The 13770-nt window shown below is 68.2% G+C and carries 10 protein-coding genes and 1 pseudogene; 7 read left to right on the top strand and 4 right to left on the bottom strand.

Features of this window, described 5'->3' with window-relative positions; translation table 11 throughout:
* Positions 1–97: 97 nt before the first annotated feature.
* Positions 98–310 (bottom strand): hypothetical protein, encoded by a 213-nt coding sequence (locus F1D05_RS17455; RefSeq protein WP_185448642.1) that lies wholly within the window; start codon positions 308–310, stop codon positions 98–100.
* Positions 307–3234: a type 2 lanthipeptide synthetase LanM family protein gene (locus F1D05_RS17450; RefSeq protein ID WP_206686245.1), complete on the bottom strand. Its 2928-nt coding sequence runs from the start codon at positions 3232–3234 to the stop codon at positions 307–309. The genes F1D05_RS17455 and F1D05_RS17450 overlap by 4 nt, the downstream gene beginning before the upstream one ends.
* A gap of 439 nt (positions 3235–3673) precedes the next feature.
* On the opposite strand from F1D05_RS17450, the gene F1D05_RS17445 reads away from it, so the two are divergent.
* The 7 genes and pseudogenes from F1D05_RS17445 to F1D05_RS17415 form a co-directional block, all read left to right on the top strand.
* A complete protein-coding gene (locus F1D05_RS17445; RefSeq protein ID WP_185448640.1) occupies positions 3674–4756 on the top strand; it encodes an MsnO8 family LLM class oxidoreductase in 1083 nt (360 codons plus the stop codon).
* An 89-nt stretch (positions 4757–4845) separates the two neighbouring features.
* Positions 4846–6306: an NAD-dependent succinate-semialdehyde dehydrogenase gene (locus tag F1D05_RS17440; protein ID WP_185448639.1), complete on the top strand. Its 1461-nt coding sequence runs from the start codon at positions 4846–4848 to the stop codon at positions 6304–6306.
* A gap of 124 nt (positions 6307–6430) precedes the next feature.
* A complete protein-coding gene (locus F1D05_RS17435) occupies positions 6431–7309 on the top strand; it encodes a polysaccharide deacetylase family protein (protein ID WP_246486780.1) in 879 nt (292 codons plus the stop codon).
* Positions 7310–7365: 56 nt separating this feature from the next.
* Positions 7366–8727: an APC family permease gene (locus F1D05_RS17430; protein ID WP_185448638.1), complete on the top strand. Its 1362-nt coding sequence runs from the start codon at positions 7366–7368 to the stop codon at positions 8725–8727.
* Entirely contained in the window at positions 8724–9146 is a 423-nt protein-coding gene (locus tag F1D05_RS17425; RefSeq protein ID WP_246486779.1) for a hypothetical protein, read from the top strand. Before F1D05_RS17430 ends, F1D05_RS17425 begins: the two co-directional genes overlap by 4 nt.
* The gene (locus F1D05_RS17420; RefSeq protein ID WP_185448637.1) at positions 9146–10366 is read left to right on the top strand and encodes a glutathionylspermidine synthase family protein; all 1221 of its coding nucleotides are present in this window, start codon (positions 9146–9148) and stop codon (positions 10364–10366) included. The genes F1D05_RS17425 and F1D05_RS17420 overlap by 1 nt, the downstream gene beginning before the upstream one ends.
* Positions 10367–10373: 7 nt before the next feature.
* Positions 10374–10555, top strand: a pseudogene (locus tag F1D05_RS17415) (gluconate transporter); the annotation flags it as partial.
* A gap of 6 nt (positions 10556–10561) precedes the next feature.
* Here F1D05_RS17415 and F1D05_RS17410 read toward each other — a convergent pair.
* Together F1D05_RS17410 and F1D05_RS17405 are read right to left on the bottom strand one after the other, a co-directional pair.
* Positions 10562–10987 (bottom strand): antitoxin HicB, encoded by a 426-nt coding sequence (locus F1D05_RS17410; protein ID WP_206686244.1) that lies wholly within the window; start codon positions 10985–10987, stop codon positions 10562–10564.
* Positions 10988–11267: 280 nt separating this feature from the next.
* Positions 11268–13754, bottom strand: coding sequence for a glycoside hydrolase family 2 protein (locus tag F1D05_RS17405; protein ID WP_246486778.1), 2487 nt, complete (start codon positions 13752–13754; stop codon positions 11268–11270).
* Between the last annotated feature and the right edge of the window lie 16 nt (positions 13755–13770).

Genomic DNA, 13770 nt, shown 5'->3' with positions numbered 1-13770 from the left:
GGCGATCGCAGTGGGTTCGGCCGGTCGCCTCCGGCGGCCCGGCTGCGTCAAACGTTTGCTGCAGCCGGGCCGACCGGAGCGGTTGGCGGCCGGTCGGTCAGTGCGGAGCGCTGATCGAGGTGAAGGTCCCGCAGCCGTCGACGATCTCGATGACGCCGACGGCAAGTGCGCTGGCGGTCCCGACCAGGGCCAGGGCCCGCAGGCCGAGCCGGCCGCGCGAGGGCAGGGTGATGGGGCCGATCGGGTCGATCGGCTCGTCGACCGGCTGGGTGGCGAGCGGGTCCTGCGGCTGGTTGTGCTGGGCGGTCATGGTGTTTCCCCTGTCGAATGGTGTTCTGTCCGGCCGGTGCGCTGTGATGGGCGCCGCAGACCGGTGGTGGGTTCCAGCAGCAGTACGGACGGAACCTGTCCGTGGAAACCGAGCCGGAGCAGGCCATAGCCGATCCCTGCCAGGCCTGTCAGCAGGCCTGGTGAGGTGACGGCTCGCGGCGTGCCACAGTGCGGCCCGTACTGCTGTACTGCGGCGAGCACCAGCCCGGCCCGGCGCTTCCGGACCGCCTCTGTGGCTGGGTGATCGCTTCCGGTGAGCCACAACAACGGCTCGACCGCGCCGAGCTCGCCGTGACACAGACTCATGTCGGCGAGTACCGGACGTTCTGTGGCGGTCCTCAGATAGGTGTCGAGGTCCGTCGGGGTGCCGGCGGAGAGCCGGGCAAGGGTGGCACCGGCTCCGCCCGCGCACCAGCCGGCGTCGGCCGGCTGGTCGCGCCCATCTTGGTTGACAGCAGCCAGGTCGATGGCTGCCCGCGCCGCGTCGGCGTACGGGCTGCCTGGTAGGCCGTACTGTCCGAGCGCCCAGCCGATTCCCTGGTATCCACGGGCGAACCCTGGGCCGGGGGCGGGGATCGCGCGGTCCACTGCCGAGACCAGTTCGTCGGCGTACCGGGCCGCGAGTCGCGCGGCGGCAGGCAGACCGCGGATCGCTTGCATAGCGGCGAGTCCGCCGGCCGCGCCCTCGACGTAGCCGGGGAAGTGGTCGGGGTCGGGACTGAGCTGCTCGCTGAGTTCCAGGGATGCCGCCAGCCACTTGGTGACGTCCGGGTCGTCCAGCAGATAGCTGAGCCGGTCGAGGCCGTAGCTGATTCCCCCGAGGCCGTGCAGGCCGGGCCCGACGATCTGTGCCGTCTCCGGCCAGGCCGAGAGCGCTTCCAGCAGCAAGGGAATCGGCCGGATCGCGTCCCTGGCCAGGTCGCTGTACTTCTGGGCGCCGGTGAGCGCACCGATCTGGGCCAGGAAGAGCGCGGTCCCCGTGAAGCCGTTCGACAGGCCGGCGCCCATCGGCATCACGGCCCAATGGTGGTCGTCGAGCAGTTCGAGGCTCAGCCAGTTCGCCGCGCCGCCGCTGCTGCCGAGGACCTGCGCCATGATCTCGTCGGCGATGTCGGTGGCGGCCGCGAGCAGCCGTTCCGGATCGGCTTCCGCCGCGCCGAGGCCGGCCCTGTTCGTCGTACAGGCATGGACGACCGGTTCCGGGCGGGTGGCCAGGCAGGCCGAGATGAGCCATTGCTGGCGGTGCTGATCGACCTCGCTCATCGCGGCGATCTTCGCCTCGACCTCGGCAAGTCCCTTGCTGGCAAGGAGTTGTGGCACCCGGCTGCCGTCGGCGGCCCACACGTCGCGGCTGTCCGGCCGGGCGGTGAAGAGCGGGACGTCGCCTGCCCAGAGGTCGGCCAGCTCGTACGGGACCAGCCGGCGTACCGACGGGTCGGCCTCCCAGAGCAGGTCGAGCAGCTGGCTCCGGCCGTCCGCGTCGCGGAGCGCGTCGGGATGCGTCGACTCCTCGAGCAGGGTCACGTAGGTGTGTGTCGGCCGGGCGACGTACCGGATCTCGTCGGTCGCGCAGCGGGCCAGGAGTCCGTCCGGCCCGAGCAACTCCTTGCGGTGCCAGGCGATCGCCTCATACGCTGCCCGGAACCCGGTCAGTAAAGCGATCTCGTGGTCCCGCGGCTCCATCGCGACCCCGTCGAGCCGGGGACGGTTGCGAGCACCGGGTGTCGTGCCGGGACGCCGGACGAGGTGCATCGTGTCCAGGCCTGCGTCGGCCCAGTCGACCTTGTTGACAGGCGAAACCTCGCCGGCGTCGCCGCCCAGTCCGGAGATGTCCGTGACGCCGTGCTCGCCGGTGAAGAGCAACGGCAGCAGGGCGGTGCGGTAGACCGAGCTGCGGAGCGCCGAGTGAGCTGGGTCCTGTCCTAGTACGCCGATACCTTGCTGGCTCGGATGGAAGAGTGTCTCCACGTCTACGAGCACCGGTTGGTCGCCGGCCGCGATCAGGTTCTCGTAGTGCATGTCGGTGCCGTCCAGCACGTACAGCAGGGCCAGTAGAGCACCTTGCCGGTAGTAGAAGCGGCGTACTTCGGCCAGGTCGGCGCAGGGCTGGTGCTCGACGAACCCGAGCCAGCCGTAGCCCGGCCGGGGCACCACCTGGACGGTCCGCAGGCCCAGACCGGTCTTGCCGCTCAGCCAGTCGGTCAGCTCGTTGAAGTGCAGGTGCAGGTCGAGCGGCCGGGGTTTGTAGACCACCTGGGTGCCGTCGTCGAAGGTGAGGGTGGCTGTCGATCGTCCGCCACGGTGGGGATCGCCCCCGGGCTCGACGCTGACGAGTGCGCCGGGATCGACGCCGGCCAGCAATTCGGTCACCAGTAGCTCGCGGTCCTCGGCGAGGCGGGCCAGCAGTTCGAGGTGACCCTCGACAGCCTGTCGGCACGCCTCGCCCAAAACCCGGGCCAGCACTGGGTATGCGGCCAGGAATTCCGCCAGCTCGCTCCCTCCAGTGAGCCGGTGGGTGAAGTTCAGGAAACGCTCGGCCGGTGTCGCGCCGGCCAGTTCTTTCCGGCTCCGGGCCCGGGCCAGCTCGAGCACCAGGGTGCGAGCTGCCGACCGGACCAGGCGATGTCCTAGTCGTTGCAGGAACTGCTCGGCCACTACGCCGTTGTGTCCGGCCGCGGCCAGGTCGTGGCGGGCCGAGTCCAGCAACGGTGCGAGGCAGCTGACCAGAGCTTGTCTCCAGTCGCCCGCCACCGGCGTACGGTCGGCGGTCGAGGCGGTACTACGTTCTACGTACTCCGCCCAGGCAGGCATCTGCCGGCCTGATTCGTGCGGGCCGATACCGGCCGTCCACCAGGCGTCTGCCTGGCCGGCCGGGAGCGTCCCGGTGGTCGCGGAGTTGAGCACGGGCTCAGGGTGCCATCGGCTACCGGGTGCTGCCATGGGTACCGAGCCCCCATATTCCTCACCCGGCACGAGCTCCGGGTGGGTAGTGCTGCCGCACCGCGGGATGGCGACTGGGGGTTGACCATCCCGCGGCAGCAGCGCCTGGCCGGTCGAACCTCTGGTGGAAGGTCAGGCCGGATCAGGAACTCCGGTAGTACGGGCAACCGTTGGCCGGCCCCCGCTGCTCTGCGTTCTCGACGATGGCCTCCTTCGGTTGCGTTTCTAGGGATGGATGTGACCGAACGCCGTGAACGATGCCTGAGCCGTGATGGACCGGGCAAGAGCTCCGGACACCCAAATTCCCTCCCCACCCACCCGGTGTTCACGTACGTGGAGACCGACGTGAACATGGGGGCCGATCACCCATGTGCGCCGGCCGGGCAACTGCGACGGTGGCTAGGTGTTCAGCCCTGTTACGCCCGGTCTCCCGGTCTCTGCCCACTCGGTCCTCGACGTGGTGCCGCAGCTGGCCGGGCAGTCGGCGGCGGCTGCGCTGCGGGAGACCGTCGAGGTCGCCCAGGCGGCGGACGACCTCGGCTATCGGCGCTTCTGGGTCGCGGAGCACCACGGTGTGCGCGGGATCGGCAGTGCGGCTCCTGCAGTGCTCGCCGCGGTCCTGGCCGCCCGGACCGACCGGATCCGGCTCGGCTCGGGCGCGGTGATGCTGGCGAACCACCAGCCGCTTGTCATCGCCGAGGAGTTCGCGGCACTCGCGGCCGCGTACCCGAGCAGGATCGATCTGGGTGTCGGCAAGGCCCCGGTCGCGGCCGCACCGACCACCGCGGCCGCACTCGGCAAGACCGATGTCGGCTGGGACGCGTTCCCCCAGCGGCTGGACGAACTCTGCGGCTTCCTCCGGGACGGTCTGCCCGGGCGTGCTCCGGTGGGGGATGTCCGGCTCGCACTGGCCGGCTTGCCGCCACCCGTGTTCGTGCTCGCCGGTTCGCCGCACGAGGCGCAGGTGGCCGCAGTACGGGGGTTGCCGGTGTTCCTGGCTCACCACACGACGTCACAGACAACGCTCGCGGCAGCATCGGCGTACCGGGACTCCTTCCAGGCGACAGGGCCCACGGGCAAGCAGTACCTCGCTGTCACTGTCGGGTTGGTGGCGGCCGACTCCGACGAGGAGGCGGTGATCCGGCTCGCGGAGTACGTCCGGATCAAGCTCCGCCTGAACGCAGCGGGGTCCAGAGCGACGACAGCTGAGCTGATGGAGTTGCTGGCCCCGCCGCTGACCACTCGCGAGCGGCACAAGGCTGAACGCCTGCTGGACGACCCAGGACACATCGTCGGATCGCGGGCGACTGTCGCCTCGGAGCTGGCCTCGCTGGCAGCCGACACGGGAGCTGACGAGATCATGCTGGTCCCGCTGGCCTACGACGGACTGATCCGCTCCGCCATCCTGCGGACCGCCGCGGCTGGACTGACTCGCTCGGTACGAAGTGTCGCGCGCTCTGCGCCGCACTTCGTAGCAACTGCCTGATTGCTGCTGCCTGAGATCGACACTGCCTGAATCCGATCGGCTTAGTGTGGGTACGGCCGACAGTACGGATCCCTGGAGAGGCAGAGCAGATGTCGCGAGAGCAGGAAGTCGTCGAAGCGTGTCCTACCGACCTGTTCATCGGGGGCAAGTGGCGAGCGGCAGAGGGCGGTAAGACCCTCGCAGTGGAGGACCCGTCCACCGGTACGACGCTCTGCTCGGTAGCCGACGCCAGTGTTGCCGACGGCCTGGCAGCGCTGGATGCGGCCGTCGCGGCACAGGCCGAGTGGGCTGCCACGCCGCCCCGGGACCGCGGCGAGATCCTGCGCCGGACCTTCGAACTGATGACGGCCCGGGCCGATGAGCTCGCGCTGCTGATGACGCTGGAGATGGGCAAGCCGGTCGCCGAGTCCAAGGGCGAGATCGCGTACGCCGCGGAGTTCTTCCGCTGGTTCGCCGAAGAGGCGGTCCGGATCGACGGCGGCTACCAGATCGCCCCGAACGGCAAGGGCCGCTTCGTCGTCATGCGGCAGCCGGTCGGCCCCTGTCTGCTGATCACCCCGTGGAACTTCCCGACCGCGATGGGCGCCCGCAAGATCGGACCGGCGGTCGCGGCGGGCTGCACGATGGTGATCAAGCCGGCCGCGCAGACGCCGCTGTCGATGCTGAAGCTGGCCGAGTTGATGACCGAGGCCGGGCTGCCGGCCGGGGTACTGAACGTACTCACCACCAGTGACTCCGGCGGCGTGATGGAGCCGCTGATCAAGGACGGCCGGGCTCGCAAGCTGTCCTTCACCGGTTCGACGCCGGTCGGCAAGAAGCTGATCGAGCAGTCCGCCGACCAGGTGCTGCGGACCAGCATGGAACTCGGCGGGAACGCGCCGCTGCTCGTGTTCGAGGACGCCGATCTGGACAAGGCGGTCGAGGGCGCGATGCTGGCGAAGATGCGCAACGGCGGCGAGGCCTGTACTGCGGCGAACCGGATCTACGTCCACTCGTCGGTGATCGACGAGTTCGGTGCGAAGCTGACCGAGCGGATGGGCGCGCTCAAGGTCGGCCGTGGGACCGAGGACGGTGTCGACGTCGGGCCGCTGATCGACGCGAAGCAGCGGGACAAGGTCGCCGATCTGGTGGCCGATGCGATTGCCCAGGGCGCCGAGGTGCTGCTCGGTGGTTTGGTTGCCAAGGGCAACGGGTACTTCTATCCGCCGACGGTACTGGCCGGCGTACCGGCGAGTGCCCGGCTGCAGAAGGAGGAGATCTTCGGGCCGGTCGCGCCGCTGACCTCGTTCGAGGACGAGGACGAGGCGGTCCGGATGGCCAACGACACCGAGTTCGGCCTGGTGTCGTACCTGTTCACCAAGGACCTGAGTCGTGCGCTGCGGGTCGCCGAGGCGCTCGAGAGCGGGATGGTCGGGCTCAACCAGGGCATCGTCTCGAACCCGGCCGCGCCGTTCGGTGGCGTCAAGCAGTCCGGCCTCGGCCGCGAAGGCGGCACGGTCGGAATCGACGAGTACCTGGACGTGAAATACATCGCCGTCAACCTGGACTGACAGTGGCTGGAAGGTAATTACATCGAGACCTTGACTAAGTAGGTCGAGCGGCTCTCACCACCGACAACTGGGGCATCCAGCGCCTCAACCTCGTCGTCGAGTAGCCCCAGTCATACTGGGGACTATGACTGATTACTGGGGAATCAGGATTGCGGCGCTTGTCGCGATTGCGTGCGTAGTACTGACTGGATGCGGAGATGGGCCGGCGGCTACTCCTACTCCGAACCAGACGCTTCCAAGTACTGGCAGTACTACGACGTCACCTCCGCCCAGCAGCCCGTCGTCGTTCCCGCGGCCGACCAGTAGGCCGGGGGAGTCGCACGAGACGAATCTGCTGCCGATCGTGCAGCACGGGCCTCGGGACAAGAAGCGGATCGCGCTCACCTTCGACGCGGATCTCACCGCCCTGATGCGCCAGCGCCTCCAGCACGGCAAGGTCAAGTCGTACTACAACGAGGCGCTGATCAACGAGCTTCGTGCCATGAAGGTCCCTGCCACGCTGTTCCTTACCGGGATGTGGATGGAGCAGTACCCCGACCGCACCCGGGAGCTCGCGGCGGATCCGCTGTTCGAGCTCGGCACCCACACCTACGACCATCGCGGCTTCACCAAACACTGCTACACGCTGGGCACTGTTCCCGTCGCCGACATGCTGGCCGACGTACGCCGGGCGGTCGACCTCCTGGACAAGCTGGATCCGCATCCGACCAGATGGTTCCGGTTCCCCGGAGGTTGCTACGACGGGACCGCCCTGCACGAACTCGCCCCGTCCGGCGTCACCGCGGTCGGCCTCGATGTGCCCGGCGCCGACGGATTCGCCAAGTCGCCGAAGCCGATCATCAAGCAGGTGCTGTCGAACGTGCGCGCCGGCTCGATCGTCGTCCTGCACCTGCACGGCGGCGACAACGCCCCGTTCACCGACGAGGCGATCCCCGAGATCGTCCGCACGCTCCGTGCCCGCGGCTACACGCTCGTCACCGTTACCCAATTGATGAGCGACTGAATCCACCGGCGGGTTGATGAGCCCCGCCCGTCCGGCATGGCAGTCTTGGCCGGACCATGACGACGACCCGTGACTCGCGCTCGCGCGGCCGGAGTCTGCGCAAGGGCGCTCTCGGGCTCGGCGCCTCCACTGCAATCGGCGTCTCGTCGACCGCGCCGGCGTACTCACTGGCCGTGTCCGTCGGGCTGCTCGCCGGCACGGTCGGCGCGGCCACTCCCTTCATGCTGGCTGTCAGCGCGATCCCGGTGGTCCTGGTAGCGCTGTGCTTCCGCGAGCTGAACGCCGCCGAGCCGGACTGCGGTACGACGTTCCGCTGGACCGAGAAGGCGTTCGGCCGCGGGATCGGCCGGATGGTCGGCTGGACCACCGTGATGGCCTGCGTGCTGGTGATGGGGAACCTGGCCCAGGTCGCCTCCGTCTACACGTACGTGTTGTTCGGACTCGATGGCGCCGCCGACTCGCGCGTCGCCCAAGCCGGACTCGGTGCCGTGTTCATCGTCGGGATGGCGGTGCTGGCCTACCGCGGGATCCGGATCGCCGCCTGGACCCAGTTGCTGCTGCTCGGCATCGAGCTGCTCGCGCTGCTTTGGTTCGCGGTCAACGCCTTCTGGGCGGCCGACTCCTTCAGGATCCCCGCGCTCTCGACCACCGGCGAAGGCAGCTGGTCGACCGGCCTGCTGATCGCGGTGTTCCTCTACTGGGGCTGGGACTCGTCCTTCAGCGTCAACGAGGAGACGCGCGACCCACGCCGTACGCCGTCGGTAGCCGCACTCGCCGCGAACGCGATCCTGGTCGTCCTGTACGTCGTCGTCGCCTGGTCCGCGATCGCGTACGCCGGGACGGACACGCTCGCGGAGGTCTCGGACGGCGACTTCTTCTCGGTCCTGGCCGGTGACCTGCTCGGTACGGCCGGTGGCAAGCTCCTGATCGCCGCGGTGCTGGCCTCGGCGCTCGCCTCGACCCAGACCACGATCCTGCCGACCGCGCGGACGATGCTGTCGATGGCCCGCCGCGATGCGTTCCCGGGGCAGTTCGCCCGGATCTCGTCCCGCTTCGACACCCCGAGTGTCGCCACCTGGGCGTTCGCCGGAGTGAGCCTGCTGATCTATGTGGTGCTGGTGCTCACCTCCGACGCCGTGCTGGCCGACTCGGTCGGTGCGGTCTCCATCCTGGTCTCCCTGTACTACGTGACGACCGCGGCCGCAGTACCGGTCTATTTCAGTGGTGAGATCCGGGGGCGGGTGCTGCAACGGGTAGTGGTGCCGTTGCTGGCGACGGCGGGATTCGTCCTGATTCTGGTGCTGGCGGTCGCGAACGCCGCGACAGGCTCCCTGGTTGTCGTGGGTGTGACGATGGTGGTGGGCGCGATCATCATGTTCTCGATGAAGCCGCCTACCGAAGGGGAGGTGGCGTCGTGACGGAACAGCGCAGACGGATGCGAAGTGCCGGGATCACGCTCGGCCTGACTGCTCTGGTCGCGGCCTCGCTGACCGGCTGCTCCAACGACGACGACCAGCCCGACTACGCCGCGATCTGCGTCGACCCGCAGACGCAGGAGCGGACCGACGACGGCAACTGCAAGGACGAGCGCGAGTACCACGGGTCGGGCGCGGGCTTCTTCTGGTTCTACATGGCGACCCGGGGCGGCGGCCTCGTGCCGCCGATCGGCGGCCGGTACAACACCGGCCAAGGGACCTTCACGACTCCGAGCACCCGCCCGGGCGCGAGTGGCTCGCCGACGATCAAGCGTGGCGGCCTGGACACGAAGGGCGGCGACATCGGCAAGATCAGCCGGGGCGGATTCGGCAAGGCGGGCAAGGGAGGCTCGGGCGGCTGATGTGGCGGCACTCGATCCGGCCGCGACCCGGCTGGAAGGACAAGGTCGTCGAACAGGGGCTGGTGTTCCCGATGACCGACATGCCCGACGGCAGCGAGCGGCCGTACTGGAACGAGAGCGCCTGGTACGAAGTGACGATGGACGAGGTGCTACACCTCGAACGCGTCACCGAGGAGCTCTACCAGATGTGCAAGCACGCGGCCTCGGTGATGGTGACCAGGTTCAGCGACGACCAGCTCGGGCTGGCGTCCGGGACGTTGTCGCTGGTGCAGCAGTCGCTGAAGCGGGAGGACCTGTCCGTCTACGCGCGGTTCGACCTGGCCTGGTCCGGGGTCGAGCCGAAGATGCTGGAGATCAACGGCGACACCCCGACCGGGCTGCTGGAGTCCGCGGTGATCCAGTGGAACTGGCTCGAGGACGTGTTCCCGGATGCCGACCAGTGGAACTCGGTGCACGACCGGCTGGTCAAGTGGTGGACCGAGCGACGTACGGCCGGCGCCTTTCCCGGTAACGAGGCGCACTTCTTCAACTCGGGGTCCGAGACCACCGGCGAAGAGGCGATGACGGTCGCCTACCTGCGCGACACCGCGGCGATGGCCGGGCTGGCGACGTACGGGCACGAGATCGAGGACCTCGGCTGGGAGTCGGCGCAGCGCGCCTTCGTGGACTGGGGTGGGCGGAAGATCCGGACCGCGTTCAAGCTGTACCCGTGGGAGGACATGCTCGACGACGAGTTCGGCAAGTACATCCTGGCCGGGGTCGAGCGTGAGCCCGTGCAGTGGATCGAGCCGATCTGGAAGACGATGCTGTCCACCAAGGCGATCCTGCCGGTGCTGTGGGAGCTCTACCCGGACCACCCGAACCTGCTCCCGGCGTACCTCGGCTCGCCGGGCGACCTGCTCGAATGGGTGGCGAAGCCGCTGCACGGGCGCGAAGGCAGCAACATCCGGATCCACACGATCGCCGAGCCGGTCGACCACATCCAGTCGGGGCCGTACGACACGGACACGATGGTCTACCAGGAGTGGTACCCGCTGCCGTCGTACGAAGGAAATCGGGCTGTGATCGGCAGTTGGGTCGTCGACGGCGTCGCAGCGGGCATGATGGTTCGTGAATCGGATGGACCGATCACCGACTACTACGCCCGCTTCGTGCCGCACGCCATCGGTACCGAAGCCCGCCCGGACGCCGAAACGATCCAATCCTGGCTGAACGAATAAAGCGGGGCTCGTCCTGGCCGTCGGTGCCGGCTCCCTCTTCTTCTCCCACGTCAACGACGCAGGCTTCTGGCTCGTCAAGGAGTACTTCGGCCTCACCGTAGGCGAAACCATCAAAACCTGGTCCGTAATGGAACCATCATCTCCATCATGGGCCTGGCCATGACCCTCCTCCTGTCCCTGATCTTCTAGCGCCGATCAGGCAACTTGCCGCGGAGCCCCAACCCTGGGAACAGCCTTCCGGGACTTCGGATGATCGTTGGCGAGCTGCGAGACGCGCCCGGGCGACACCTTGAGAATCGTCGCGGTGTCGCGCACGGACAGTCCGTCGCCACGTAGCTGGCGAACAACGCGTCGCATGTCATCGGCCGCCGTATCAACTGCCGCCTGGGCCTCGACCATGCGCTGGCGAACGGCTGCAGCCTCGACCTCGACCCCGCCAAGATCGTGACGGATGTCGACGGCGTAGTCCGCAGCCTCACCACCAAGCTCGGTAGCGAGATAGTCGAGCGCCATCCGCTCCGCATCCGCCAACGGCCGGCACTGGGTCACCCCGACACCGTCAACCTGCAACTCCCACCCGTGCTCCCACCGCCGGGCCGTGACGCGATACGTCTTTGTCATTTCAACCACCCTTCCGGTAGCCACGGCAGCCGCTGGATCGTCTGACGGACCAGGCCCCGGCGAGATGTTCGTGGTCTGGGTGAGTACGACGCGATGACTCGCGCCGCAGGCGCAGGTCCAGACCTCGTGATCACCCTTACCTTGCCGTACCTCGCAGCCGTTCCGTCGGAGCGCGGCCGCCAGCACGCGATACTTCGCCGCTTTCACCATGCAGGCTAATTTAGCCCGGCTAAAATCTCAATGTATAGCCAGGGTAAACGCGACGGTTGTCGGCGGGGTCTTACGTGATCAGGTCGTTTGCGGTGCGGAGTACGGGCTTGGTGATGGTGATGGTGATGGTGGTGGGGGCGGTTGTGGTGTTGGTGACGTGGAAGGTGTGGGTGTCACCGGGGTTGAGGGTGATGAGGCAGGTGTCTACTCGGGCCGTGGGGTCCAGGCGGTCTGGGAAGAGGGCCAGGTCCTTGGTCAGGGCTGTTGCGGTGACGGTGACGGTGTAGCCGTTCGGGGTTGCCGTCACCTCAGCGGTGCAGGGGTTGGCGGTCAACTGGAGTGCGGTGTCCTCGACGAAGTACCAGTACGCCGTGGTGCCGTCGGCCGCGCGAACCTCGATGTACTCCGAGGTTGCGTCGGTCGGGGTCGTGATGGACTCCGGGAACTCGTTGAGGGCGTTCGAGCGGGCCGGGACCTCCAGGATGAACTGCTCGCTGGCGAACACCTCGCCACCGGGCCGCGTGCTCCGGCGGGAGACGGTCAGCTCGGTGCTCCAGGCAACATCTGTGTCGTTGTGGGAGGCAACTACCAGGCCGTCCTCGCACGGCTGCACGGTGAGCAGGCGGTCGGCGTAGACGCGGCGGAGCGCGAACCAGAGTGGCTTGCGGATGCCGTTGCCGTCGACGGCGGCCCAGGAGACGACCGGCCAGTTGTCGTTCAGCTGCCAGACGATCGCGCCGGTGTTCAACGGGAACAGGCTGCGGAAGTGTTCGATGCCGTAGGCAACAGCACGCGCCTGGTTCAGCTGCGTGGTCCAATGCCAGTCATCCATGCTCGACCACTTCGGCAGGTGGTCGCCAAGGCCGCGCTCGAGTTTGAGGTTGCCCTCGTGCGCCTTCTGGTGCACCAGCATCTGCTCGCCATACGGGTCGAGCGGCTCGTCGTGCACCACGGAGGTGAGCGTCGACCAGGCCGGAGGTCCCTGGAAGCCGAACTCGGAGACGAAGCGCGGCTTGTACTTGCGGTACGTCGAGTAGTCGACCTGGTTCCACACGTCCCAGACGTGCATCGTGCCGTTGCGCTCGTCGTTCGGGTGGATGTAGCGATCGTACGAGAACGGGCTGCCGGCCGAGTACGGCGTACGCGGGTCGAGCTCAGCGACGATCCCCGGCAGCAGATCGAAGTAGTAACCTTCGCCCCAGCTCCGGCCGGCCAGCGGCACGCGCCAGCCCCACTCGACGTATCCCCAGATGTTCTCGTTGTTGCCGTTCCACAAGGCGAGGCTCGCGTGCCGGCTCAACCGGGTGACGGCCTGCTCCGCCTCGGCCTTCACCTCGCTCCAGAGCGGCTCGTCCTCGGAGTACGCGGCGCAGGCGAACAGGAAGTCCTGCCAGACCAGCACCCCGAGCTCGTCGCAGACGTCGTAGAAGTCGTCGCTCTCGTAGATCCCGCCGCCCCAGACGCGGAGCAGATTCATGTTCGCGTCGATCGCGTCCGTGATGCCGGCCTCGTACGTCGACCGGTTCAGCCTGGTGACGAAGGCGTCGTCGGGGATCCAGTTCGCGCCGCGGACGTAGACCGGCTTGCCGTTGACCGACAGGATGAACGGCCCGCCGTGCTCGTCCGGCGCCACGTCCATCGTGATCGTGCGGAACCCGACCCGCCCTTGCCAGGCATCCTCGTTCGCCCCGGCTTGAAGCGACACCTGTACGTCGTACAGCGGCTGCTCGCCGTACCCGCGCGGCCACCAGCGGTCCACGGCGTCGATCGTCGAAGTGACACCGGCCTCGGCCGTACCCGCGGCCACCGTCATCTCGGTGGTGGTGCCGCCGACCTCGACCGTGATGGCCGCATCGTCAGTGGCATCGTCCGCCCACGCCAGGGCAAGTCTGGTGTCGAGTACGCCGTTGTCGCGGTCGAGCCCGGCGAGCGGCCGGACCGAGTCGATCCGGACCCCGCTCCACGACTCGATCCGGAGCGGCCGCCAGATCCCGGCGGTCGCGACGTCGATGCCCCAGTCCCAGCCGAAGTTGCTCGCCATCTTGCGGATCGCGTTGTAGGGATGGAGATTCGTGTGCGGCCACATCCCGGACGCCTCGCGCAGCTGGTTGGCGGTCGCGACCGGTGAGGCGAACTCGATCACCAGTTCATTGCGCTCGGCAACCAGCAGTCCGGTGACCGCGAACCGGTAGGACCGGTGCTGGTTCCAGGTCTTGCCGAGCTCGGTGCCGTTCAGGGTGATCCGCGCGGCCGTGTCGAGGCCGTCGGCAACGAGTTCCTGGACGGCGTGCTCGTCGGCCTCCCAGTCGAAGACGGTCCGGTAGCTCCAGCTCGTCCTGCCGATCCAGAACAGCTTGCCCTCGTTGTCGCCGTCGAACGGATCCGGGATCACGCCGGCCGCGAGCAGGTCGGTGTGCACCTCACCGGGCACGGTCGCCGGCACCGGTGCCGCGAGCAGTGCGCTGTGCCGGTCCGGCACGGGACCGTCGATCGCACGCACGGTCCAGGCGGCGCCGCCGTCGGTGGTCAGCGGAACGGTTCGGAGCGTGGAAGGCACAGGCGGATCGCTTTCG

Origin of the sequence: Kribbella qitaiheensis (genome assembly GCF_014217565.1) — a bacterium.
Classification (GTDB): Bacteria; Actinomycetota; Actinomycetes; order Propionibacteriales; family Kribbellaceae; genus Kribbella; species Kribbella qitaiheensis_A.
This window is presented reverse-complemented; position numbering and strand designations above follow the sequence as displayed.